The sequence below is a fragment of the Propionibacterium sp. oral taxon 192 str. F0372 genome (assembly GCF_000413315.1).
In the GTDB taxonomy this organism is placed as follows: Bacteria; Actinomycetota; Actinomycetes; order Propionibacteriales; family Propionibacteriaceae; genus Brooklawnia.
The window spans coordinates 1,373,750-1,398,360 of sequence record NZ_KE340297.1; the positions used below are offsets into that span (position 1 = coordinate 1,373,750).

Sequence of the window (24,611 nt, forward strand, 5' to 3'; positions counted from 1 at the left end):
GCGGCCATTTGAGCGGGTCCGGCCATGAACCGGCGAGTTCCGGGAGTCTGTTGCATGAGATCATCGATTTCCAGGACATCCAGGTAGGCGAATCCTGATCGGTGGTTGGCCAATCGCCGAATCCCGCGGTTCACCGGGGACATATTCCCGCGATTGGGCTTTGGACCGGTTCACCATTGACTGGTTGGCCGGGCTACGTCGTCCAGGTACACCTGTGCGGTGCCATCGGCTAGATCGGCCCAGTTCCCCTCGATAGTGAACCGGGAGACCGAGGCCGTCGGATACCAGCAGGCGATCCGGTCCGCGATCGTGGTGGAGGTCTGCCAGGCCAGTTCGGAGGCGAGTTGCGGAATCCCGGGTGAATGGGCCACCACAAGTAAAACCGTCACCTCGTCGTCGATCTCCCCGATCCGCTGCCGGATTACCGACGCCGGTCCCAAGTAGAGGGCATCCATGTACTCGGTGACTGGGTGCGCGCCATCTGGAGTGCGGAGCCCCAAATGGGTCAGGGTCTGCCGGGTGCGCTCGGAGGTGGAACACAATACGTGCTGGATGCCTGCTCCCTGCAATTCGGAGCCGACCTGCTGGGCGGTGGTGATTCCCTGTGGGGCCAAAGGACGCCGCTTGTCGGGCACCCCACCGTCAGTAGCCTTGGCATGACGCATCAGGTATAGGGTGCGCATCAGTTCACCTTGCTAATTGCCACGAGCAGGTCACGCCGGATCGAGGAATCGACCCGGTGGGCGAACTGCCACTGTTCTCCCTCGACGACGGTGAGCCCTGCATCGGTGATCATGCTGACAAGTTCCGCCCGTGGCAGGGTGAGTGTGTTCCAAGCGATGCCCAGCGCTCCTCCGGGTTTAAGTTGCCTTCGCCACACCGGAATCGCCTCGGCCAGCAAGTCACCGGGACGGCGTTCCCTACTCGGTGCTGCGCATCGCCGCGCCCCACGTTGGCTGCGATCAGTAGCGGCCCCGTGCACCACCCCATAGGGGGCGTCGGTAACGATCGCATCAAACCGCTTCTTGCCGAACAACGCCGCGGAATCCCTGGTATCACCGGTGAAGACAGTCATCGCCAGAGTGGGCATGCCCGGGCGAGCCGGGGTCCTGCTGGTGGCCTCGGCGAGCCGGACCTCCGCGTCGAAGCGACGTCCCACCGAGCGCCCTTCCCTGCGTACTGGGGTCACCTCCGCTGAGTGCTTCAACCGCTTGGTGCGCAGATAGGTTTTCAGATACGAGGTCATCGCATCGAAGGCTTTGCCATTGACCTCCACCCCGTAGCCGTTGTGGCCCGCGGTCCAGGCAGCCAGCAAGGTGGTGCCGCGCCCGGTCATCGGATCCAGCACATCCAGCGGACCAGGACGATCAACCCAAGACAGAGTCAGGTGCAGCAGCATCCGGGTGAAGGCCTCGTTGGTCTTGCCCTGGTACTTGGGGATGGTCAACAGATCGTCGTCCATGACGTTGGCCGATCTGATATCCAAGGGACGTAGCAATTCCCCAGCCCGCTCGAAGGTGACCATGTGCGACGACTGCTGGGCGAGTACCAACTCGTCGATCTCTTCGGCGCTGAATCGCAATCCCACCCCGGCCCCTAGTGCTTCGGGTGCGATATCGCTGGCGAAGTCAGCGGTCACCGCAAGTTCGGCGGCGGCCAGCTCAGCGGCCTGCGAACGGTAGACGTGGTTCACCGAGGGATTGAGCATCATCAGGTAATCCGGCACCTCTCGATTCTCCCACGACGTAGCCTCGGCTCCCAGCGAGCCGTCACCTGCGAACCTGTGGTGTCCTGCCCGTCAGCGCGGCTCAGACCTCGCCGCCGTCAATGCGATGTCCAGCCCCGGACTTACTTCAATATGATCGGACAGACACACCCACTCGCTTTCGGTTGCCAGAGCTGGTGGTAACCCGCCGGTGACCATGAGAGTCGTCGCAGCCACCTCGGCATGTGCCCCGTTGGGGCACACAACGCTCGCCTGCCGTACCCCGGAAGCGCTCGGGTATCCGCTGCGCGGGTCGATGACATGATGCACCACAGTGCTGGTCACCAACTCGGGGAGACGTTGCAGGTGGTCACCCGAGGTAGCCAGGGACTGCCCACGCAGGGCGATCGAGCCGATGATCCCATCGTCGAGGGACTGTATCCCGACCCGCCATGGCTTGTCCCCGGCATCACCCGAGGTCGCCACCGAGGACGTACCGATCGACACCAGCGCCGAGGTGGCCCCCAAGGCGATACAGAGATCCCGCAGTCGGTCGGCTACCCACCCTTTGGCTATCCCACCCAGGTCGAGCTGTGCGCCGTCACCCAGCCGCCACCTACCACCGGCCCCCTCCAATAGGCCCGGGTCGGTGCGTCGACGTGCCTGCTGGACAACCGCAGGATCCGGGGGATGCCATCGTGCCCCCGCGGCAATGGCCGCCAGCCAACCCTTCACATCCCACGACTCCACGAGGGCCCCGATGAGCGGAGTAAAGGCACCGCAGGATGCCGTGGCCAGCCGTGATGCGGTCTGCAGCACCTCGTCGGTCAGCTCATCGACCTCCACCCACATGCCCCGGGCCGCGTTGAGCCGAGAGATATCGGAGTCCGGGTCGAAACGTGACAACAAACTCTCGCAGATGCCCAGTTCCCGGGCGCAGGCCGCCAATAGTTCACGACGGTGCCCACCCAGGACGATCACCTCGGCGATGGTGCCCATTGTGGGCAGAATGAAACGTTCGCTCCCGGGGAGGGCGCGTAGCTGGGGCTCAGAAATTTTCGTCGTCCAGGTTCAGCGAGGGCATGTTCACCGAATCGGCGCGCCCGTCGTCGGGAACTCCCTGAGCCGCATAGACAGCGCGCAGTGCGGCCTGCAGGAATTGGGAATGGGCTACGGTCGCCCCGGAGATGACATCTACCTTGGTCGGATCCTGCACCTCGGTCAGTTTCGCCGAGTATTGCGGGTAGGAACGCACCGCGGCCTGGGCCCGTTCGTAGTAGTCGGAATTGGTGCCCGCCCCGGAAGTGCCCATCCCATAGCTCTCGTCTTTGACTGCGCCAGTGGCTGTGAGGGTCTGGTAGGAGGTGTCGACGATCCGCCCGCCCGCCACGGTGATCTTTACCGTACCGACGGCACCCTGCTCGTCGGGATTCGAAGAACCGGTGAAGGTGCCGTCCGACAGCGGGGTCGACATATCCACCAAGGCTTGAGAGGAGCAGGCTGCCAGCAGCAGTGCACCCACCGCACCTAGCCCGGTGGCTGCGAACGCCTTCCTTCTCATTTCTCCTCCTTGAGCACACTAGACACCTGTGGTGCATCGTTATGGATGATTTCTTCGACGACCTTGCCATGGTCCAGACGGATCTCGCGTTGGGCCTTGGCCGCGACGGTGGCGTCGTGGGTCACCACGATCAAGGTGGTGCCCTCATCGTGCAGTTCGCCGAAGATATCCAGCACGATGTGCTCGTTGTTCGCGTCCAGATTCCCGGTCGGCTCATCGGCGAGCACGATCTTCGGCGAATTGATCAGGGCGCGGGCCACACACACCCGCTGCTGTTCGCCGCCCGACAGCTGTCTGGGCAGGTGGGTCGCCCGGTCGCCGAGCCCGACTCTTTCTAAGGCATTACGGGCCTCCTGTTCGTCGGGCATCGAGTGGTAATACTGCGAGACCATCACGTTCTCGATTGCCGTCAGATGAGGGATCAGATGGAACTGCTGGAAGATCAGCCCAATCGTCTCTCGCCTGACCTGTGTGAGGTCGAAGGAGGAGAACTCCGAGATATCCCGGTTGTCCAGCACCACGGTCCCCGAGGTGGGGTGGTCCATGCAGCCGATGATGTTCATCATCGTCGTCTTGCCGGATCCCGAGGGCCCGACGATAGACACCCATTCACCGCGGCCAACGGTGAGATCGACCTCGTCGAGAGCGTGCAGGTCGCCGTAGATCTTGGACACCTTCGACAGTTCAAGCAGTGCGTCATTCATGGTGACTCCTTATTCTCCTTATTCTCCGCGCAGTACCAGCGCCGGATCGACCTCGACCGCCCGGTGGACCGGGATGAAGGAGGCAAGAGTGGACACGATCACCGATGCGGCCACGGTGACCAACAAGATCTCTACGTGCAGCATGACGGTGCGGTGGAAGACGTTGAGGGAGATGAGCTGGGCCAGCCCGTAACCGGCCCCCGCGCCGCCTATGCCGCCGACCATGCCGAGCACCACCGCTTCTCCTAAGAACTCGGTGACGATGGACCGGTTGTCAGCGCCCAGCGCCTTACGTAACCCGATCTCGGTACGTCTCTCGGTGACTACCGCCATCATCGTCGTGGAAACCCCAATCATGATGAGGGCCAGCACGATGACCGTGATGATGACCATCAGAGAGCGCAGCATGTTAAGGATGTTTGCATCCGAGTGCGCCAGCCTGGCAACCGGTTGGGCGTGGATCTCCGGATGCCCTGCGTTGATTTGGTCAGCGAGTTCTTGAAGTTGGTTGCTTTCTGCGGATACCGACAACTCGGCGACGGTGACCACCGGGTTCGTGCCGGTCAGTGAGGTCATGTCCTTCGTCCACAGATAGACGAAGCCGTCCTCGCTGGAGCCGGTCTCCAGGATGCCGGACACGGTCAGGGTTACCTGGGTGCCTGCGTTGGGAGCTGCGTTGCCTACCGGCTGGTCGGAGATGACCTTGCCATCGTCGTTCTTCGCTGGGCCGGTGTTTTCCTGCTCCGGGTTGGGTTGACCGGAGTCAGCAGACCCGTGGTCACTGTGATCGGAGCTGCCGTGGTCACTGTGATCGGAGCTGCCGTGGTCACTGTGATCGGAACTGCCGTGGTCACTGTGATCGGAACTGCCACCGTGATCATCGGGTGTTGAGGGCTGTGCTGAGGAACGTGACGAAGCGGCCCCCTGCGACTGATCGGCCAGGACGGCCAAAGTCACTTGGTCCCCGGCCTTCGCGTCGATAGTTGTGGCGATGTCGCGTCCAAGCAACACCTGCCCAGCATCCGATGGCCATTCGCCGTCCACGTACCAGTAGGGATTCGTCGCCTTGGCGGCATTCAGGTCAGTACCTGCTGCCACATAGGGCATCTCGTTGATGATGACGGCCTCGTAGTCGATGCCAAGCACTCCGATGAGTTGGTCGCGGGGAATATCGGCGGTTACCTCATCAATGACGGTGGGGGAGAAGGAGGTGTTGGTTCCGGTGGGCAGCAGCACCATGTTTGCTCCGGAGGCTCGCATCTCCCGGGCCATCTGCCGGGGGACATCGATGGTGATTGTTGCCAAGCCCGACAGCGTGGTGGCACCGATCGCCACCGCCAGCATCGCCACCAGCACCCGGGAACGACGACGCAGGATGGAACTTATCACCATCCGCCAGAACAGTTTGCGTCGCATTCTGGTCACCTTCCGTGCAGCACTTCAGCCGGGCGCAACCGTAACAGGAAGCGTAATGCGGGAATCGATCCAGCGAGTACCACCAGCAGCACCAGGGCTGCGACGATGCCGGTCACCGCCGGGTTGATCGCGATGAACGAGGAGAAGACGATCTGGCCGATCACCTGAGCGAGTCCTAAACCGGCCACCCAACCGATTACCCCACCCAGCGAGCCGATCACTCCGATCTCAGTGAGCAGCAGGCCGGCTACCGCACCATCACGGGCGCCGACGGCCTTCATCAGACCGATCTGCTGGGCCCGTTCCATGACATTTGCCGTGACCAGATTGGCGATAGCCAAAGCTGCCCCAGCCATCGACAAGATTGTGACCAGCACCATCAGCAACTGGGTCTTCTCCAGGATGGTACCCGCTGATTCCGAGACCTGCCGCACGGCGCGGGCGGTTGAACCGGGGATCACCTCCTCGATCTGGTAGGCGATGGAGGAGACATAGGCGGTGCAGTACCAAGTCTCCTTTTCCTGGATAGTCAAGGACTTTGGATTCTTCGCAGCCTTCCGAGCCAGATCGTTATCCGGGGTGGTGAGGGCGGAGACCTCTACCTCGCCCACCGCGTCGGGGTGTCCGATCAGTTCCTGCACCGAATCGATCTGGGCCAAGACCTGGGAATCCTCCTCACCTCCGCTGGTGACGATCCCAGTCACGGTCAGCGGGAGGCTTTTCCCATTCGCGGAGATGGTGAGCTGATCACCGATTGACAGGTGATTATCGCGGGCGAAGGCGGCTCCCACCACCGCCTGCGACGGATCATTGTCGTCGGGCCAGGTACCCTCGATGGTCCACCAGCCGCGAAGGTTCACCAACCCGGTGGTCACCTCGGAACCGTCCGGCAGAGCGAGGTGCTTGTTGAACCAAGTACCCAGGATCTTGCTGCGAGTTGAGACATTACCTGTGTTGACCTCCGCCTGGGCGGTCAACTCCGGATTGAAATCGATGATGTTGTAGGTCCAGAAGATGGTCTTGATTGCAGGAAGGTCGGCTTCGTCGAGGTGCACCTGTTGGGCCGGATCTTCTTCGAAGTCGTAGATGTCTTGCACCACGGCTGCGCCCTGGGGGCGCACGATGATGTTCGCCCCATAGGCCTTCAACTCCTGGTTCACCTTGTCGCCGACATCGAACATCACCGACAGCATTGAGGTAGCGACGCAGGCTCCCAAGGCGACGGTACAGATGATCATCATCCGGCGTGAGGTCTGTCGCAGCAGCGCGCTGCGCAACATTCTCCAAAACATGCGGCTCCGATCAGGCAAACACTTTGGCGGAGGATTCCAACGCAGGGACGGGGACGGTGAGATGATTGTTGGCTACCTTGAAATCGATGGGGATTGGGTTACAGCCGCCCTTGAAACCGATGGTGGCGATGTTCATTGCTACCCCGCACAGCTTGCAGATCACCTTGCCATCCTCTTCATAGTAGCCAGAGGGCCCGCAGATCTCACAGGCATCAAGACCGACTCCGAAAGAGGTGCCGGCCTTCTGGATGACGATGAATCGCACCTTGACGCCCTGTGAAGTCGAGTATTCGAAACGATGCAGATGCCCGTCAGAGATCTGTTCGAGGGCGATTGAAACGTTGTCCCCATCCATGTCGTAGGGCTCGGGTTCGGATAACTGGATCTCCGTGCTGGCGAAATGCTTTCCGGCGGTCAATGTCGCCATGGCAACCGTTGAGGCCGCGAGAGTGAGCATTGATCTGCGTGTCATTGAGATCACCGAAGCCTGCTTGAGCCGATGGTTCGCAGCATTGGTGTCCGTCACGTCGAGTTGCCGGGCGTGGACGAACATGAGCCCAGCCACGCCCATCGCGACGCCCGAAGCGAGGATCGGGAACAATTCCGCGTGGTTGGTCACCCAACTCATCGCTTTTGCCGTGTCAGTGGTGACCCGGACCGCGCTCATCGAGACCAGCAGGCGCAGCATAAGGAACAGGTGAGTCGCGGTGAGCAGGGTGCCCATGATGGTGAACAACGCCGGGGACAAGCCCGGTCGGCGCTGGCACATGGCACGCACTGCAATCCCGGCCACGAGGCATACCAGGATACCGGTCATCCATCCGAGAACGGCGAGGAAGGTATCGGTGGAAAAGATCGAGGAATTAGATGGGACCCATGACCAGATGGTCAACCAGACGGGTTGACTCGCGCGGAAGAAGACCATGGTGCACCACGCGAAGCCCAGCACTGTTGCGATTCGTGACCACACCGTGGGGATCGGTGAGGCGATCCCAGCGCTGGACAGACCCAGATGCTGGTTTCTGTGCAACTCGGCCAGGGTGCGTCGGCCGAATATCCAGCAGATCGCCAAGGTGACGATGAACAGTGCCACGGTGGGTTCCAAGGTGGTCAGCGTCATCCGCTGCCGGTTGACTCGTAGGATCGAGTATTGGTGCAGCACGATGTGGGCACCACCCAGTAGCGAACCTGTGATGACACCCCATACCACCGGACGTGGCCCGGGTCTCGCCGGATCACCGCCCGCGGCCAGCCGGATCGCCGGCGACAGTGCGCCTGCGGCCAATCCGGCCAATAGCACAGCGCTGATCACCTCGACCATCTGTGACAGCATCTTCTCTCCTCGTTCGGATCATCGCCAGTCATGTGCGCCCGCTGGACCATGGAAGCGCCCTGACGGGCCGGTGACCGCCGCCAGCCCAGGCTGACGACGGTCACCTTGTCAAGGTCGGATCACCACCAAGGGGTGGTCTCCGGATCCCACTGGAATCCCTCGAAGGTGGCGACCAATGGTTCGGTCCAGAATTCGTGCTTCTCGACGCCGGTCTCGGGATCGGTGTGCAGCATCCAGCCCTCGGGTGCGTGGATGGTGAATTCGACCTTGTAGACACCTGCCGGGAGCTTGGGGACGTTGAGGCCGTAGTGGGGACCATCGGAGGCATTCATCGGCATCAGCTGACCCTCGGCTGCGACGGAGCCGTCCTCGCCGGTGAACTTGTAGTCGACGGTCAGGCCTGGCACGAAATCGCCGGCCCCCCAGCCGTAGCCGTTGTTCTCAATGGCCGCGATATCGGCCTCAACGTGCATTGACGAATTGGCGACATCAAGCCCGCCACCGGTCATCGGGACCGGTTGGAAGAACTTACCTGCGACGACCAGCGGGCCGACGAAGACCTCATCGCCCAGGTCACCCTCCCGGAACCCTGCGTCATTGCCGCCGGTGGGCTCGGTGGAGGACAATGCGCTGCTAGCGGCAGGTGACGCAGAGGTCTTCTCGTTGGTGGTGGACCCACCACATGCGGTCATGCCGCCCAGCAGCGCCAGAGCTGCGAGGGTCAGACCGAACTTTTTCAGTGAAATGGACATCAAATCCTCCCTTGTCGGTTTTCCATTCTGGTTCACTGCTCGTCATCGGTGGTGGCCACCATGCGACGGTGGCCTAGCCAGAACAGGGCGCAGATGACGAGCAGCACCACGCCTTGTGCAATCAGGTTCTCGACCCGCGGATAAATGCTTAGCAGATCGATGGTGGGCAGACCCGCGATCGGGGTCGAAGACACTACGTCAGCCTCCTGCAATTCCTTGATACCGGAACCGGTGAACATGACCGCCATAGCGGCCAGCAGCAGGGAGGTGACAATGAAGAAGGGACGCAACGGGATGCGTAGGGCGAAGAAACGAATTCCGATGTAGACCCCGATCAAGATCACCGCGCCTACGACCAGTCCGGCCCAGACCATCCCGGTCCGGTTGTCCGCCATGGCCAGGATCGGTTGGTAGAACAGGATTGTCTCGGCCCCCTCGCGCAGCACGGCCAGGAAGGAAACGAAGGCCAGCGAAACCAGTGAACCGCGGGACAGGGAATCCGCAGTCTTGTCCTTGAGGTATTTGTCCCAGGCCGCCTGGGATGACTTGCCGAGCATCCAGTTCGACACCCAGACCAGCATTGCCACCGCGATCAGGGCAGTGATGCCTTCTAACAGTTCCTGGTTCGCCCCAGCGGCATCGGCTACCAACCGGAAGACGAGGGCCAGCGCCACTGACAACAGCAGCGCCAAGCTGACGCCCAGCCATACCACCCGGGTCCTGGCGCCGTGCCCGGCCTTCACCAGGAAGGCAATGACCGCGGACACAACGAGGATTGCTTCGAGTCCTTCACGCAGGATCACCAGCAGAGATGACAAGAACAGGGCGACGCTGCCGGTCTCCTCGGAGGTCTCGCCGGTGCTGGGATCGAAACCATCCAGGTTGTTGGCATCCTGGATGAGCATCACCTGGAGTTCTTCGGTCAGTGAGGTGACCCTGTCATCGTTGCCTTCGGTCATCGCCTGTTTCACCAGGGAGAATTGCAACTCGACGGTGGCCACCCGCCCACCGGAGACCCGTGACATCGTTACCTTCTCGAAGCCGGTGGTCTCGTAGTGGTCGTAGTAGGCGGAATTGACCAGTTTCTTGCCGCCTTCGGCATCTCCCGACTTGTAGGCATCCATTGCCTTAGTGAGTAGGTCGTTCATCGTCGAAGCGATCTGGCCCCATTTGCCGGGGGAGACCTGCAGGTCGGACAACGAGGTGGCGCCTCCGTCCAGTTCGTGGCCCGCGTTTTCGAGGAGTTTGCCCAACTCGTCGATCTTGCTGTTCACCGCCTCGTCGTCGGATTCTTTGATTGATTTGATGAGCATGGCGAAGTCGAGGTCGATGTCACTGGCCGCCGACCCAGATTTTGCTGACAATGCTGCCTGGAGTCCGGAGGAGGTGTACCGGGCCCGGACCTCCCGGACCTGTTGAGCGGCTCCCTCGGCATCACCATCGGAATAGGTAGACCGGGCAGTACCCAGCTGGGAAATCAGCTCGGTGGCCGTATCGGTCCACTTCCCCTGAGCCTGCGCACTGGTTGTAGGAAGGATGACCACCAAGGCAACGACGACGGCCAACGCGGCCAATAGCCGTTGTGGCCATCCGGTGCCCTCGAAGGTGCGGGCAGCGACCGGTGAATGAGGCATCGCCATTACGGGCATCTCTCTGCGTCAGGACTCGTGGTCCAACCAAATAGCTTACTGGTTTAGCTTAGGCTTAACTTGGTCTATGTGGTCAAGGTCTCCTACTTCCTGAGAACGGATCAAAATCGCTTGCCGCACTAGGGGACTACAAGCCAGTCGGCGGAGTTGACGTGATCGGTTCGTTAGGTTGGCTTGTCCTGGCGGTGTTCTCCTCGCGTCAGGCAAGCTGTCGAGCAACTGTTAGCGAATGCTAACCTTCCCACCATGAATGCGATGGATCAGCGCTCGGTCGTCACAGGGCTGTGCGGTCGGCAGGTGGAGGTCGTCGACTGCGACAACTGCACCATCATCCCTTTGACAGATCTGAAATGTGGGCAGACCGCCCGGCTCATGGGCTTCCAGAATGAGGAGGACATGACGGTGTGCCGTCGGCTGTTTGACCTCGGTTTCCGGGTCGGCACCGACATTGAGATGGTACGCAAGGCCCCGATCGGTGGACCGATCACCTACCGCGTCTCCGGTGCCGAACTGCTGCTGCGTTCCACCGAAGCCCAGCGGATCATGGTGAGTGTCGCATGAGCTGCTGTCACAACCAAGCGCCCGTCGCCACCATCGAAGGAGCTGTGCGGATCGGGCTCATTGGCAATCCGAACGCAGGCAAGTCCACTTTGTTCAATGCGCTGACCGGCCTCAACGCCAAGGTCGGCAACTATCCTGGGGTCACTGTTGCCCGATACGTGGGCACCGCCAAGGTCGACGGTCGGGAAGTCGTCATTGAAGATTTGCCCGGCACCTATTCCCTCGATCCGATCTCTCCCGACGAACAGGTCGTCGCAGAAACCCTCGATCTCGATTCCGGTGAGCGTCCCGACGGGGTAGTCGTTGTCCTTGATGCCACGAGCCTGCAGCGTTCCTTGGGCCTGCTGTCCCATGCCCTGCAACTGGGCCTGCCGACCTATGCGGTGCTCACCTTTGCCGACGAACTCGCTCGTCGCCAGGGCTCCATCGACCCGGCGGCCTTGTCTGAGGCTCTCGGCATCCCGGTACTCATGGTCACCGCCGGGCACGGCGCGCAGGTGATGGACCTGAAACGGGAACTGCTCGATCCGGCCTCCTGGTCGCGCCCGGTGGTCACACCGCCCATCACCCCGTCGGCGATCAATGGTTGGATCGCCTCGGTGCTGGAGGCTGCCAAGCACAAGCCAGCTGTCGTCGACGATCGTACCCGGCGGATCGACGCCGTGCTGTTGCACCCGGTGCTGGGCTTCATCATTTTCCTGGTGGCCATGTTCCTGTTCTTCCAGACCATCTTCACCGTCGCGGCCCCCATCCAGGATCTCATTGGTGATGGTTTCGGGGCGCTCGGTGAACTCGTCTCGGAGCATGTCGGTATCGACTGGCTTGCTGGACTGCTGGCCGGTGGCATCATCGGTGGCGTTGGCGGGGTGCTTGAGTTCATTCCGCAGATTGCCCTGTTGTTCTTGCTGCTGGGTCTATTCGAATCCACCGGCTACATGGCGAGGGTCGCCTACTTGATGGACCGGCTCATGGGGAAGGCCGGACTGGAGGGCCGCGCCTTCATTGCCATGCTCTCCTCGCTGGCCTGCGCAGTGCCTGGCATCATGGCCACCCGCACCCTACCCTCGGCCCGCGATCGGCTCGCCACGATGATGACCGCCCCGCTGATGACCTGCTCGGCACGGCTTCCGGTGTACACCCTGCTCGTCGCGATGCTCATCCCATCCGAATCCAGGATCTGGATCTTCGGCACCCAAGGCGTGGTGATGTTCGCGATGTATTTGTTGGGTGCTGTCGGTGCGATGGCCGCAGCGTGGGTGTTCAAATTCCTGCTGCGCGGTAAAGGCCCTGCTCTGCCCTTCTACATGGAGATGCCCAGCTACCGGCTACCGTCGTGGCGTGAGGTCGGACGCAGCGTGTGGGATGCTTGCTGGATCTTCCTGCGTCGGGTCGGTGGCATCATCCTCGCGCTATCGATCGCGTTGTGGATTCTGCTGTCTCTTCCGGTGGCCTCTGAAGACCGGATGACCGCGGCCGGGGTCGACATCGACGACGAGGTCGCCGTTGCCCAGTACCAGTTGGACAACTCCATCGCCGCTGGTGTTGGCAAGGCGATCCAGCCGGTCTTCGAGCCTTTGGGCTTCGACTGGCGGATCACCGTCGGCCTGGTCGCAGCGATGGGTGCCCGTGAGGTTTTCGTCGCGACGATGGCCCAGGTGACGGCCGCCGAGGACGAGGAGGATCCACAGGCCGAACTCACCGAGATGACATGGTTGTCCGGACCTCATGAGGGAGAACTGTTGTTCACCCCTGGGGTGATCGCCGGGTTGTTGCTCTACTTCGCCTTCGCCTTGCAGTGCACCTCCACGGTCGCCGCGCTGAAACGCGAATCGGGTTCATGGAAGTGGCCAGCGATCGCCTTCGTCTATATGACGGCCATGGCGTGGATTGCCGCCTTCATCGGGAAGCTCGTCGTCGGAGCCCTGGTCGGCTGAGGTGGGTGGAGAACGGATTCATCCCCGGCGCACCGGTGATCCGCTGACCGTCCGGTGGGTCGGGGTGGAACTGGGCGGTGTCGGCACTGTTACCTCATGCCCGGGTGCATTGGGTGAGTGGCTGGCCAGCGGCCGGATCACAGCCATCACCGCGGAACTGCACAGCGTCTGGGTGAGCCTCGCCTGTGACGAGTGGGCCGAGGTCGGCGGGCAGGTGCATGAGATGCTCGTCGAGGTCCAGCATCATGTCGGTGAGATTGGTTTCACCGCCGATGCCCATTTGCTGGAGAGGGTCACCGATGATGTGCTCAACTCCTCGTTGGCCTCCTACATTGCCTCCCACGGGGGAGACATCAGGATCTTGGATACCGACGGGGACCATGTGCGCCTCGATATGGGTGGGGCCTGCAAGCACTGTGCCGCGGCGACGCTGACCATGCACGGAAGAATTCAATCGGAGCTGCGCTCCCGGCTGGGGGAGCACATCCATGTGGCCAGTGACGAGGAACACGAATCCATCTGGAACAGGTTCCGGCTGCGGGGGAGGGCTACCACTGTCTGAGTGCTCGTGGTGTGACTCGGGACGCTCGGCCTGGTTCCCGGTATCGGGAGACCTCGTGGCGCCTGTGGGTGTCCTGCTCCCAGGGCACCCACCGATCAGGGAGCTGATGGCGAGTGCGATTTTGTAGGGATGTCCTCGCCAAGCTGCTGGGCAGCCGCTGCCGTGGCTGACTCCTACCGTCACCTGAGCATGATGATGCCCGGACTACGGCAGTCCGGGCATCATCATGTCGGTGTGTGGGCGGATACCTGGTGATCAGGCCAGATTTACCATGTGGTGCTCGTAAGAGGTGCCCTTCGCGCGCTCCAGGGAGGCACGGATCTCGGACTCGGCTGCCTCCCGGCCCACCCAGGTCGCGCCCTCGACCGATTTGCCGGGCTCCAGGTCCTTGTAGACTGTAAAGAAGTGTTCAATCTCCAGCAGCATGTACTGCGGCAGGGAATCAAGATCGTCCATGTAGTTGCGGCGATTATCCGCGGTGGGGATGCACAGTACCTTGTCGTCACCGCCCATCTCGTCTTGCATCTGGAACATCGCCACCGCCCGGCACTCAATGAGGCAACCGGGGAAGGTGGGCTCGGAGACGATGACCATGGCGTCCAGTGGGTCACCGTCCTCACCGAGGGTGCCCTCGATGAAACCGTAGTCGTAGGGGTACTGGGTGGAGGTGAACAGGGTGCGGTCCAACCGGATGCGACCCGTGTCGTGGTCCATCTCGTACTTGTTCTTCGTACCCCTAGGGATCTCCACCGTCATGTCGAACGTGATGCCAACCCGCGGGTCGACGTTGACCTTGCGAAAATCTTCGATCACCTGAACCGTCCTTAAGATGTGTCTTGGGTACAGGTTAACCGTTGATGCGGGGGAGATGTGAGTCGGGAGCAGATTAACTCGATCCAACAGGGTGATTCGCCGACCCCGAATACTGGTTCCGAGCGGGAACCGAAGCGGTCGGGAGTGGTTGGCTGGACGGTGTTTTGTGGAGTGCTCGGAGCGTTGACTGCCCTTATCGCAGTGCTTGCCGGTCCGGGAGCCAGTGCACTTGGCTGGCGGGTCAGCGGCGGCAGTCCCACCCCTACGTCAGGCGCGGTGCAACAGCTTCAGCCGGGAACAGGCCATGGCAGCGGGCCTGTGGGCGCACCGGCAGAACGGACTCCTTTACCAGTTGATGGCGCGGCGGTGCAGGCAGCCGTCGCATCCGCACAGGGGCAGGCTCCAGGCACATACGCCGCGGCTCTGGCCTCCCTCGATGGTGACGGTGTGAGCATTGACATGGGGGGCAGGACCCCGATGATCCCCGCATCCTCGCTGAAGGTGATGACCTCGGTGGCCGTGCTCAATGCCCTGGGCCCCAGCCACAGATTCACCACCAAGGTGGTGCGCAATCCCGACGGTAGTTTCGTATTGGTTGGTGGTGGCGACCCGCTGCTCGGCTCCACCACCACCTCGCATCCCTATGCGAAGGATGTCACCACTGCCACCCTTGAGGCTCTGGCCGAACCGACGATGCGGGTAGCTGCCGAACAGGGCGGGGAGATTCGCCTCGGCTTCGATGACTCCCTATTCGCCGGGGCGGTGTGGCATCCCGATTGGGCAACCGAGGACCGCACCTATGCTGCGCCAGTCTCCGCCCTGGTCGTCGATGGGGCCGCTACCACCCGCGATACCTCCTCCCCGAGCGCCGAAACAGCCCGGATCTTCGCCGAGCGGTTGCGCAGCCAGGGATTCATCGTCGCCGAGCAGGGTCCGGTCATTTCCTCCGGTGGGGAAGTAGTCGCCGAGACCTCTTCGGCTCCGGTTGCTGCCATGGTGCGTGAATGCCTCACCCACTCCGATAATTTCATCGCCGAGATGCTGCTGCGCCAGCTCGCCATCGCATCCGGTCAGCAGGCCTCCTTCAGTGGCGGGGCGGCAGCCCTCACCGCTGAACTGGAGAAGATGGGCTTGTGGCAGTCAGGGATGGCCATTGTTGACGGGTCGGGTCTGTCGATGAACAACCGGCTCACCCCGTCCTCGTTGGTTTCTGCCCTGCAGAAGGGGGCCAGGGAACCCAGGCTGTCATCGCTGCTGGTCGGGTTGCCGGTAGGCTGCGCCACCGGGACCTTGGCTGACCGCTTCGCCGCCGACGTCGCTCGCCCGGCCTGCGGGCAGGTGAGGGCAAAAACCGGCACCTTGAACTCGGTGTCCGCTCTCGCCGGTTATACCCCGACTTCCGATGGATCCTTGGTGGCCTTTGCCCTGATGGGCAACGAACTGCCATCCGATGTGGACGTGCGTGGCTGGTTCGACCACGTCGCGGCGAAGCTTGCCGAGTGCAGGTGTAGCGCCTGATGGCTCGTCGTGAGCTGACTCCTGCCCAGCTGGCTGTCGTCCAGGCCGTCCGAGCCTTCGTCGACCGGCAGGTACTCGTTGCCTGTTCCGGCGGTCCGGATTCCACCGCCTTGGCCTTGGCCGCTGCCTACGTCGCCGAGCGGGCTGGGGTCCGGATCCGGGCCGGGATCATCGACCACGGGTTGCAGGATGGCTCTGATGTCGTTGCGGCCCAAGCTGCTGCCCGACTGAGCGGGCGGGGGCTCAGCTGCCAAGTGCTTCGGGTTGAGGTGGGTGAGGGCCCGTCGTTGGAGGCCGCGGCTCGCCAGGCCAGGCACCGGGGGCTGGCGCAACTCGCGCAAGGTGACCCGGTTTTGCTAGGACACACCCTGGACGACCAGGCAGAAACCGTCCTGCTCGGGCTGGCCAGGGGATCGGGGGTGCGCTCCTTGGCCGGAATGGCCCCAATCAGCGTCCGCGATGGGGTGGAACTGCGTCGCCCATTGCTCGGTCTGCACCGGGCAACCACGGTGCATGCCTGCGTGGGCTGGGGAATCGAGACGTGGGCCGATCCGCAGAATCTGGTGGAGGATTTCACCCGGGTGCGGGTGCGGCGCAGCGTGCTTCCCCTGCTCGACGAGTACCTCGGGCCCGGCATACCGGAGGCTCTGGCCCGCACCGCCACCTTGGCCAGGGCCGATGCGGACCTGCTTGATCATCTGGCCCGTGAACTTGCCGGGCAGGCGGTGGGCGAGGCTGGGGTGGACGTCGAAGTGCTGGCCAAGGCCCCCGATGCGCTGTCCGGACGGGTGCTACTCGGCTGGCTACGACAGGGCGGGGTCGTCGAGCCGGGATTCACTCATCTGAGGGCGGTGCGCAGCCTGATCGACGACTGGCATGGACAGAAGGGGATCGATCTGCCTGGTGGACTGTGCGTGGTGCGACGCGGTGGCACACTTGTCCTCGAACGGTCTGCTCGAAGCAGTGGTGACCAGGGAAGGTTCTAGCCTCTCCCTTTCGATGGGTGGTCTTGGTGGGGCTCGTCTTGCGTCGAGGATTTTCGCTCTCCGAGGAGTTCAGCGTCTTCGACCGCCGCGGGCATGAACATGATGGTCTCATCCACTCCAAACAGTTCGCCAAGGCATTGATACCTGGTGGCTCCAGCATGCTCCCGCAAAGCCATCCAACCCGGCATTGGCCTGGTCTTCCTCGCATCCCCTGACACCGATCTACTCCTCGTCCTTGACGCACTCGTCGGCATGCGACAAGAGAACCAGGACGTCGCCAAATCGGAACAGTCTCCTGGCACAGCAGAAACGCTCAGCAGGAAGAAAATTACCCAGGCGGCAGCCTTCGCCCCAGTGCTCCACGCCGTATCTAGAACACCAATCTCGGCCGAGATTTTTCGAAGCATCACGAGATCGTCGCAACTACATTCAGCCTTGAGTCTTCCGAGGTGGTCTTGATGGGGTTTGGTGGAACTGTGGTGTCGATTTTTGCATCGAGGTATGGCAACTGTCGCGATGCGTGGTGGTAGCGGTGGGTCTCTGGAGGACCGTTCATAGTCACCATCAAATAGCGACTGACCAAGGGTTCTACTGAGAGGCGTCTCGGCTGTGAACGGCTCTATCTTGTGTCAGTCTGCTTGCATCGTGGTGGGTGGAGCGTTGCGTCGCTTTGGGGAGTTGGATGAGAGCAGTCTTAGCGATGTCGATGCGGCCAGCAGCTGACAAGAACCATTTCCCTGGGTCAGGAACATTTTTCACATCAACACCATGACCACCACAATACTCATGGTGAAAGACCGGAGCTAGACTTGCATCGTGATTGCAGTTGACATTGCATCGGATCTCGACCGCGTTCTTCACACCGAACAACAGGTGCTGACGCGCATCGCGGAGGTGGCGGCGCAGATTGATGCCGACTATGAGGGCCGTGAGCCGCTGATCGTCGGAGTGCTGAACGGCGCGATGATGACCGTTTCCGACCTCACGCGGGCGATGACCAGTCACTGCGAGGTGGACTGGATGGCCGTTTCCTCCTATGGATCGGGTACTCGTAGTTCCGGTGTAGTGCGCATCCTGAAGGATCTCACCACCGATATCTCCGGTCGTCATGTGCTCATCGCCGAGGACATCGTGGACACCGGGCTCACCCTGTCCTACCTGGTGAAGAATCTACGCAACCGGGAGCCCGCATCTTTGGAAGTGATGACGATGTTCCGTAAACCCGACGCCATGACCTGCCCGGTCAACCTGAAATACGTCGGCTTCGACATCCCCAATGAATTCGTCGTCGGCTACGGCTTGGATTATTCCGGGCGCTACCGCAACCTGCGTGATGTGGCCACCTTGGCCCCCCATGTGTACAGCTGATGGACGACGGCCACCTGAGCGGCGCCCACTTCGCAGGAAGCGATCTAGCTGCCACATCATCGCAACCACGGCCTCGATCTCGTCGGTGGGGGTGGCTGTGGGGTGCTGGGATGCTGGCCGTGGTGGTGAGTGTCTCCCAAGTCGTGCGCTCTGATCTCGGCTCGGTCGGTTCATTGCAGGTGGGCGAGTGCGTGCAGTTGGTGGCGGATTCCGGGGCATCGGGCAACACCGGGCAATGGATTGCCGCCGACCATTATCTGGTTAACTGCCGGAGCAATGCCGACCGGATGGTGGTGACTGCCATGCCGACTTCTGTGGACCAATGCCCGGCCGACGCGATCGGCTATGTGGTCAGGGCTTTCGGCCGCAATGGTGCGGTGGCCTGCCTGGTGCCGTTGCTGTCTGCCGCCAGTTGCTACGCCCACGACCCGGTCACCGGCTACCGGCATGTGGGATGCTCGGATCCGGCCGCGGTGGTGCGTGTCGACGAGATCATCCCCGGGCAGTCTGCCGAGGCTTGCCGGAGCACTGATGTCGCCGTGATCGTGCCTGAACAGGTCGCTGACCAGGCGATGGCGCAATGCTTGGTTGCCCCTTGAACCTTGATTCTCCTGTCGAATCCGATGAACTCATGGAGGTAACCGATGAGTGACACCCCACGAGACGAGCTATCGATGCCGCGATGCTCCCGGGTACTGGAGGAGGCCCCGGTGGGCTACGACCCGGCACGCATTGAGGCAGCGGTGCGGGAGATCCTCATCGGCATCGGTGAGGACCCGGATCGTGACGGGCTGCTGGAAACCCCCGCTAGGGTGGCGCGGGCCTGCGCGGAACTATTCAGCGGTATCGGCAAGGATTCGGCAGAACTGTTGTCCACTACCTTCGACGTCTCTCACGACGAGATGGTTATCGTCTCCGGCATTGAGATCCACTCGGTCTGCGAGCATCACCTGCTGCCCTTTCACGGGGTGGCCCATGTGGCCTATATCCCACCGGCCAACGGCCGGGTGCCCGGGTTGTCGAAGATCGCCCGGCTCGTCGACCTGCATGCTCGGCGCCCCCAGGTGCAGGAACGACTCACCACCCAGGTGGCCGATGCTCTAGTCAACCACCTCGGAGTGCGCGGGGTGCTGGTGGTCGTTGGCTGCGAGCACATGTGCATGACCATCCGCGGGGTCCGCAAACCTGGGTCCCGGACCATCACATCCGCAGTGCGCGGCATGTTGCGCGACCCGGCCACCAGAGCTGAGGCGATGAGTCTCATTGAGGGGAGAGGCTGATGGAGCGCCCATTGGTGATGGGGGTACTCAACGTCACCCCTGACTCCTTCTCAGACGGGGGACGCTGGGCCAGCACCGAACAAGCGATCGCCCATGGCCTGGAGTTGGTGGCTCAGGGCGCTGACATCATTGATATCGGCGGGGAATCGACGCGCCCGGGTGCTGTTAGGCCCGACGCCAAGGAGGAACTTGCCAGAGTGCTTCCCGTTGTCGAAGCGCTTTCTGCTGAGGTCGTTGTCTCGGTGGATACCATGCGGGCCGAAATCGCTGGGGCGACGATCGCCGCCGGAGCGCAGATCATCAATGACGTCTCCGGGGGGCTGGGCGATTCCGGAATGCTGCGGATGGTCGCCGACGCAGGCGTGGACTACGTCTGCCAGCACTGGCGCGGACATGGTGCGGTGATGGACAATTTCGCGTCCTACGCTGATGTGGTTACCGAAGTGCTCACCGAGACCATGGGCCGGGTGGAAGCCGCCGTCGCAGCAGGCATAGCACCTGAGCGGATCATCATTGACCCAGGGCTGGGATTCGCCAAAAAAGCCGTGCACGACTGGACTTTGGTCGGTAGCCTCCACCGGTTCGTTGCTACCGGGCACCGGGTGCTCGTCGGCGCTTCCCGGAAACGTTTCCTGGGGGCCGTGCTCGGCGGACGTGCCCCCGATGGACGCGACGTCGCCACCGCCGCAGTGTCGGTGCTGTGCGCCCGGCAGGGGGTGTGGGCGGTGCGTGCCCACGATGTGCTAGCTCAACGCGATGCATTGGCCGTGGCGATGGCCGTTGATGATCCGATGGCGCTGCCTGTCTGAATCGCAACCAATCCCGGTGACCTTCGGTTTCCGTAACCCGGGAACATTCATGGACGGGGATGGATCAGTCAACTGGAGTGCTCTGGTCTGCAGCCATCCGGCACTGCCTATTCCTGTTGACTTCACTCCCGGTTCATTCATACGGCAGGGATGGTAGGTCACGTAGGGCCCGGTAACCGGGATTCCGTATCAATGGAGCCATTGGCAAGGTAGTGGGTGCCGGGTTTTCGGAGAAGCCCGAGGCATTGGTCAGGGGTTTTTCAGGGTTGGGGTGGGGAGTTCTGGTTTCTGACCCCGGTTCGTTCAGCGCCGGGTACACGTAATCTTCCCCCATGGACGAACGTATCGGAACAATTCGGCTCCGTGGTCTGAGCGTGTACGGTCACCACGGGATCCTCGATTTCGAGCGTCGCGATGGGCAGACCTTCGTCGTGGACGTGCTGCTCGAGATCTTGGTTCCGTCCAGCGATGACATATCCCAAACTGTGGACTATTCCGCGGTGGCAGGCATCGTCGCAGGGATCGTGGCTGGTCAACCAGTCAATCTCATCGAAACCTTGGCGATGACCATTGCGGACCGGCTCGCGACCTATCCTCGCATTCGGCGCGTGGAGGTGACCGTGCACAAACCCGAAGCACCGATCGGCGTCCAATTCTCCGACGTCTCAGTGAGTGTGGAGGGAGCCTCTCGTGAGTGAGTTATTCTCCGTTGACGCAGACACCTTGGGCAATCTGCGGCCCTTGAACCGGGTCGTTTTCTCGCTGGGATCCAACTTGGGTGACAGTCTTGAGATCTTGCAGGCGGCCGTTGACAACCTTGCCGAGACCCCCAATCTCATCCTCGTCGGCATCTCCCCGGTCTACCGGACCACCCCTTGGGGTGGGGTAGAACAGCCTGATTTCCTGAACATTGTGGTCATCGCCGAGTCAACTCTGGAACCATTGACGTTACTTGATCGTTGTGCGGCCATCGAGGAAGCCTATGGCCGGGAACGAGACCCCCAGAACCCCTATGGTCCGCGAACCTTGGACATCGACCTGATTGTCGTTGGTTCCCGCACCAGTGACACCGAGGAATTACGGTTGCCGCATCCGCGAGCACATCTTCGTGCTTTCGTGCTGGTTCCGTGGCTGGACCTGGAGCCACGAGCAGTTCTTCCCCAAGGTCCGGTTGCCGAACTGGTGACCTCGCTTGACACGACAACGGTGGAACAGCTCGAAGATGTGTCAATTTTAGGAACCGACTTGAACATTGGCTGAATCATGTCCAGAATTAGGCCAAAGAAGTCGTCTCTATGTGTGGAGGAACAATGGCGGAGCGTGTGGTCGTAACCTATGTCGATGACCTTGACGGATCGGATGCATCGGAGAAGGTGCAATTCAGTCTCGACGGAGTTTCCTATGAAATCGACCTGTCCGAGGCGAATGCCGTGGAACTTCGTGAGGCCCTGGCCCCCTACATCGGTGTTGCTCGTCGCCTTGCCGGTTCGGCCCGTCGCCGGATGCGTCGCAGTGGGGTTGCCGGTCCCAGCGCCACCGAGATTCGCAACTGGGCCCAGGCCAACGGCTATGAGGTGAGCAGCCGCGGGCGGGTTTCAGCGAAGGTCCGCGAGGCTTATGCGAAAGCCAATGCCTGATCTGGTCAACCGGTAACTGTTGAGGGTAGGGGTCCGGCCGACATCTCGTCGGCCGGACCCCTGTTGCTCTCGGCGAAACCGGGAACAACGTCGTTTCGTGTGAGGTTTGTAGACTATGAACGGCGCCCTCGACGAGGTGCGTCACCCCGGGTCGGTAACGACCAGTCTTAGGAGTCGAATGTTCGAGCGTTTCACTGATCGTGCGCGTCGGGTGGTCGTCCTGGCCCAGGACGAAGCCAAGATGCTCAACCACAACTACATAGGCACCGAGCACCTGCTGCTTGGGCTCATCCATGAGGGGGAGGGTGTCGCGGCGAAGGCCCTGGAGCAGATGGGTATCTCCTTGGAGGCCGTGCGATCCCAGGTCGAAGAGGTCATTGGCCACGGCCAGAACCAGCCCACTGGCCACATCCCCTTCACCCCACGGGCCAAGAAGGTCCTGGAGCTGTCGCTGCGTGAAGCTCTCCAGATGAACCACTCCTACATAGGCACCGAGCACATCCTGCTTGGGCTCATCCGTGAGGGGGAGGGCGTGGCAGCCGATGTGCTGATCAAGCTTGGTGCCGACCTCAACCGGGTGCGTAATACCGTCCTTCAACTGCTCAGTGGCTACCAGGGCGGGGAAGGCCAGCCGGTCACTTCCGGTGCCCCCGAGCAGCAAGAGTCCTCGGGTCGCGGCAACCAGACCGTGCTCGACCAGTTTGGTCGCAATCTCACCCAGGCCGCCCGTGAGAAGAAGCTTGATCCCGTTATCGGCCGGGTCAAGGAGATCGAGCGAGTGATGACGGTGCTGTCGCGCCGTACTAAGAACAACCCGGTGCTGATCGGTGAGCCTGGCGTTGGCAAGACCGCCATCGTCGAGGGCCTGGCCCAGCAGATCGTCCGTGGCGATGTCCCCGAGACCCTCCGCGACAAGCAGATTTACACCCTTGACCTGGGTTCTTTGGTGGCCGGTTCCCGGTATCGCGGCGATTTCGAGGAGCGCCTGAAGAAGGTACTCAAGGAGATCAAGACTCGTGGCGACGTCATGTTATTCATTGACGAGATTCATACCTTGGTCGGTGCGGGTGCCGCCGAGGGGGCCATCGACGCGGCCTCAATCCTCAAGCCGATGCTCGCCCGGGGCGAGTTGCAGACCATCGGTGCAACCACTCTCGACGAATATCGCAAGTACATTGAGAAGGATGCTGCGCTGGAGCGTCGCTTCCAGCCGATCCAGGTGGCTGAGCCATCGATCGCGATGGCCATCGATATTCTCAAGGGGCTGCGTGATCGTTACGAGGCACATCACCGGGTGACCATCACCGACGAGGCGCTGTCCGCGGCGGCGAACATGGCTGCTCGTTACATTCAAGATCGTTTCCTTCCTGATAAGGCAATTGATCTGATCGATGAGGCGGGTGCCCGGATGCGTATCCAGCGGATGACTGCTCCGCCGGATCTCCGGGAATTCGATGAGAAAATCGCCTCGGTGCGCACTGAGAAGGAGGCCGCGATCGACGCACAGGACTTCGAGCGGGCCGCATCACTGCGCGACACCGAGAAGCAACTGATGACCCAGCGAGCCGATCGTGAGCGTTCCTGGAAGGAGGGTGACGAGGATTCCCCGGCGATGATCGGTGAACAGCAGATCGCCGAGGTTCTGGCCGCATCCACCGGTGTTCCGGTTACCCAGCTCACCGAGGAGGAGTCCTCGCGGCTGCTGCGTATGGAGGAGGAGATCGCCAAGCGTTACGTCGGCCAGGTCGACGCGGTTAAGGCTTTGGCCCGCTCTATCCGTCGTACTCGTGCTGGGCTGAAGGATCCCAAGCGCCCCTCGGGCTCGTTCATTTTTGCCGGGCCTTCGGGCGTCGGCAAGACCGAACTCACCAAGGCTCTTGCCGAGTTCCTGTTCGGCGACGAGGATGCCTTGATCACCTTGGACATGTCCGAGTACTCCGAAAAGCACACCGCGTCCCGGATGTTTGGTTCGCCTCCTGGCTATGTTGGTTACGAGGAGGGCGGGCAGCTTACCGAGAAAGTGCGTCGCAAACCGTTCTCGGTGATTCTTTTCGACGAGATCGAGAAAGCCCACCCGGACATCTTCAACTCGCTGTTGCAGATCCTCGACGAGGGCCGTCTCACCGATGCCCAAGGGCGTGTGGTCGATTTCAAGAACACCGTTATCGTGATGACCACGAACCTCGGTTCGCGCGACATTTCGAAGGGTGTGGGACTCGGCTTCTCCCGTGCCGGTGACTCGCAGAGCAGCTACGAGTCGATGAAGGCGAAGGTGAACGAGGAACTCAAGCAGCATTTCCGCCCGGAATTCCTGAATCGCGTCGACGAGACTATCGTCTTCCATACCCTCACCGAGGCCGACATCCAGCGGATTGTCGACCTGATGGTCGCCGAGATCGAGGCCCGCCTGAGTGATCGCGATATGGGTATTGAGCTCACCCCGGCTGCTCGCGAACTCATCGCCAAGCGCGGCTTCGATCCGGTGCTGGGCGCTCGTCCGCTGCGCCGGGCTATCCAGCGCGACATTGAGGACCAGATCGCCGAGCAGATCCTGTTCGGTGAGCTGGGTGCCGGAACGATCGTCGTCGTGGATGCCGTGCCGGGTGCTGACGAGGTTTCCACCGAGGCCTTCACCTTCGTAGGTACTCCTAAGGTGAGCGCTCCGGAGACCGCCGCAGTGGCGATGGGCGGCGATCCGGAGAGCTGAGGACTCTTTTTGTGGGCAATGCGA

Annotated in this window: 24 protein-coding genes; 13 read left to right on the plus strand and 11 right to left on the minus strand. The window is 61.9% G+C overall.

Annotated elements, in window-relative coordinates:
• Positions 1-170: 170 nt before the first annotated feature.
• The 10 genes from HMPREF1531_RS06400 to HMPREF1531_RS06445 all read right to left on the minus strand — a co-directional run bounded on the left by HMPREF1531_RS06400 (position 171) and on the right by HMPREF1531_RS06445 (position 10,397).
• Positions 171-683: a SixA phosphatase family protein gene (locus HMPREF1531_RS06400; protein WP_016669115.1), complete on the minus strand. Its 513-nt coding sequence runs from the start codon at positions 681-683 to the stop codon at positions 171-173.
• On the minus strand, positions 683-1,726 hold the full coding sequence (locus HMPREF1531_RS06405; protein ID WP_036897385.1) for a TRM11 family SAM-dependent methyltransferase: 1,044 nt from the start codon (positions 1,724-1,726) through the stop codon (positions 683-685). Before HMPREF1531_RS06405 ends, HMPREF1531_RS06400 begins: the two co-directional genes overlap by 1 nt.
• 72 nt (positions 1,727-1,798) lie before the next feature.
• Positions 1,799-2,704 carry an FAD:protein FMN transferase gene (locus HMPREF1531_RS06410; RefSeq protein WP_016669117.1) on the minus strand — a complete coding sequence of 302 codons (906 nt, stop codon included), beginning with the start codon at positions 2,702-2,704 and terminating at the stop codon, positions 1,799-1,801.
• A gap of 49 nt (positions 2,705-2,753) precedes the next feature.
• A complete protein-coding gene (locus HMPREF1531_RS06415; protein ID WP_016669118.1) occupies positions 2,754-3,266 on the minus strand; it encodes an FMN-binding protein in 513 nt (170 codons plus the stop codon).
• Positions 3,263-3,970 (minus strand): ABC transporter ATP-binding protein, encoded by a 708-nt coding sequence (locus HMPREF1531_RS06420; protein ID WP_016669119.1) that lies wholly within the window; start codon positions 3,968-3,970, stop codon positions 3,263-3,265. Before HMPREF1531_RS06420 ends, HMPREF1531_RS06415 begins: the two co-directional genes overlap by 4 nt.
• Positions 3,971-3,988: 18 nt before the next feature.
• The gene (locus tag HMPREF1531_RS06425; protein WP_016669120.1) at positions 3,989-5,386 is read right to left on the minus strand and encodes an ABC transporter permease; all 1,398 of its coding nucleotides are present in this window, start codon (positions 5,384-5,386) and stop codon (positions 3,989-3,991) included.
• A 5-nt stretch (positions 5,387-5,391) separates the two neighbouring features.
• Positions 5,392-6,678, minus strand: a complete 1,287-nt coding sequence (locus tag HMPREF1531_RS06430) for an ABC transporter permease (RefSeq protein WP_016669121.1) — start codon at positions 6,676-6,678, stop codon at positions 5,392-5,394.
• A gap of 10 nt (positions 6,679-6,688) precedes the next feature.
• Positions 6,689-8,011: a Fe-S-containing protein gene (locus HMPREF1531_RS06435; RefSeq protein WP_016669122.1), complete on the minus strand. Its 1,323-nt coding sequence runs from the start codon at positions 8,009-8,011 to the stop codon at positions 6,689-6,691.
• Between the two features lie 119 nt (positions 8,012-8,130).
• Positions 8,131-8,763 carry an iron transporter gene (locus HMPREF1531_RS06440; protein ID WP_016669123.1) on the minus strand — a complete coding sequence of 211 codons (633 nt, stop codon included), beginning with the start codon at positions 8,761-8,763 and terminating at the stop codon, positions 8,131-8,133.
• Positions 8,764-8,795: 32 nt separating this feature from the next.
• Positions 8,796-10,397, minus strand: coding sequence for an FTR1 family iron permease (locus HMPREF1531_RS06445; protein WP_156860204.1), 1,602 nt, complete (start codon positions 10,395-10,397; stop codon positions 8,796-8,798).
• 261 nt (positions 10,398-10,658) lie between these two features.
• Between HMPREF1531_RS06445 and HMPREF1531_RS06450 the strand changes: the two genes are divergently transcribed.
• The 3 genes from HMPREF1531_RS06450 to HMPREF1531_RS06460 are packed head-to-tail and all read left to right on the plus strand — an operon-like array spanning position 10,659 to position 13,469.
• Positions 10,659-10,973 (plus strand): FeoA family protein, encoded by a 315-nt coding sequence (locus tag HMPREF1531_RS06450; RefSeq protein WP_016669125.1) that lies wholly within the window; start codon positions 10,659-10,661, stop codon positions 10,971-10,973.
• Between the two features lie 59 nt (positions 10,974-11,032).
• Positions 11,033-12,907: a ferrous iron transporter B gene (gene feoB, locus HMPREF1531_RS06455; RefSeq protein WP_198011070.1), complete on the plus strand. Its 1,875-nt coding sequence runs from the start codon at positions 11,033-11,035 to the stop codon at positions 12,905-12,907.
• 1 nt (position 12,908) lies between these two features.
• Positions 12,909-13,469, plus strand: coding sequence for a NifU family protein (locus tag HMPREF1531_RS06460; protein WP_016669127.1), 561 nt, complete (start codon positions 12,909-12,911; stop codon positions 13,467-13,469).
• A 255-nt stretch (positions 13,470-13,724) separates the two neighbouring features.
• On the opposite strand, the gene HMPREF1531_RS06465 is transcribed toward HMPREF1531_RS06460, so the two are convergent.
• Entirely contained in the window at positions 13,725-14,225 is a 501-nt protein-coding gene (locus tag HMPREF1531_RS06465; protein ID WP_051123408.1) for an inorganic diphosphatase, read from the minus strand.
• A gap of 114 nt (positions 14,226-14,339) precedes the next feature.
• On the opposite strand from HMPREF1531_RS06465, the gene dacB reads away from it, so the two are divergent.
• The 10 genes from dacB (at position 14,340) to HMPREF1531_RS06520 (ending at position 24,587) form a co-directional block, all read left to right on the plus strand.
• Positions 14,340-15,800, plus strand: a complete 1,461-nt coding sequence (dacB, locus tag HMPREF1531_RS06470) for a D-alanyl-D-alanine carboxypeptidase/D-alanyl-D-alanine endopeptidase (protein ID WP_016669129.1) — start codon at positions 14,340-14,342, stop codon at positions 15,798-15,800.
• Positions 15,800-16,786: a tRNA lysidine(34) synthetase TilS gene (tilS, locus tag HMPREF1531_RS06475; protein WP_016669130.1), complete on the plus strand. Its 987-nt coding sequence runs from the start codon at positions 15,800-15,802 to the stop codon at positions 16,784-16,786. The genes dacB and tilS overlap by 1 nt, the downstream gene beginning before the upstream one ends.
• An 816-nt stretch (positions 16,787-17,602) precedes the next feature.
• Positions 17,603-18,154 carry a hypoxanthine phosphoribosyltransferase gene (gene hpt / locus HMPREF1531_RS06485; RefSeq protein ID WP_016669132.1) on the plus strand — a complete coding sequence of 184 codons (552 nt, stop codon included), beginning with the start codon at positions 17,603-17,605 and terminating at the stop codon, positions 18,152-18,154.
• Positions 18,154-18,753 carry a hypothetical protein gene (locus tag HMPREF1531_RS06490; RefSeq protein WP_016669133.1) on the plus strand — a complete coding sequence of 200 codons (600 nt, stop codon included), beginning with the start codon at positions 18,154-18,156 and terminating at the stop codon, positions 18,751-18,753. Before hpt ends, HMPREF1531_RS06490 begins: the two co-directional genes overlap by 1 nt.
• Positions 18,754-18,798: 45 nt before the next feature.
• The gene (folE, locus tag HMPREF1531_RS06495; RefSeq protein ID WP_016669134.1) at positions 18,799-19,434 is read left to right on the plus strand and encodes a GTP cyclohydrolase I FolE; all 636 of its coding nucleotides are present in this window, start codon (positions 18,799-18,801) and stop codon (positions 19,432-19,434) included.
• Complete coding sequence (folP, locus tag HMPREF1531_RS06500) at positions 19,434-20,243, plus strand: dihydropteroate synthase (RefSeq protein WP_016669135.1); 810 nt, start codon at positions 19,434-19,436, stop codon at positions 20,241-20,243. The genes folE and folP overlap by 1 nt, the downstream gene beginning before the upstream one ends.
• A gap of 332 nt (positions 20,244-20,575) precedes the next feature.
• Positions 20,576-20,941 (plus strand): dihydroneopterin aldolase, encoded by a 366-nt coding sequence (folB, locus tag HMPREF1531_RS06505; RefSeq protein WP_016669136.1) that lies wholly within the window; start codon positions 20,576-20,578, stop codon positions 20,939-20,941.
• Positions 20,934-21,503, plus strand: coding sequence for a 2-amino-4-hydroxy-6-hydroxymethyldihydropteridine diphosphokinase (gene folK / locus HMPREF1531_RS06510; protein ID WP_016669137.1), 570 nt, complete (start codon positions 20,934-20,936; stop codon positions 21,501-21,503). The genes folB and folK overlap by 8 nt, the downstream gene beginning before the upstream one ends.
• Before the next feature lie 50 nt (positions 21,504-21,553).
• The gene (locus HMPREF1531_RS06515; protein ID WP_016669138.1) at positions 21,554-21,880 is read left to right on the plus strand and encodes a histone-like nucleoid-structuring protein Lsr2; all 327 of its coding nucleotides are present in this window, start codon (positions 21,554-21,556) and stop codon (positions 21,878-21,880) included.
• A gap of 178 nt (positions 21,881-22,058) precedes the next feature.
• Positions 22,059-24,587 carry an ATP-dependent Clp protease ATP-binding subunit gene (locus HMPREF1531_RS06520; protein ID WP_016669139.1) on the plus strand — a complete coding sequence of 843 codons (2,529 nt, stop codon included), beginning with the start codon at positions 22,059-22,061 and terminating at the stop codon, positions 24,585-24,587.
• The last annotated feature ends 24 nt before the right edge of the window (positions 24,588-24,611 follow it).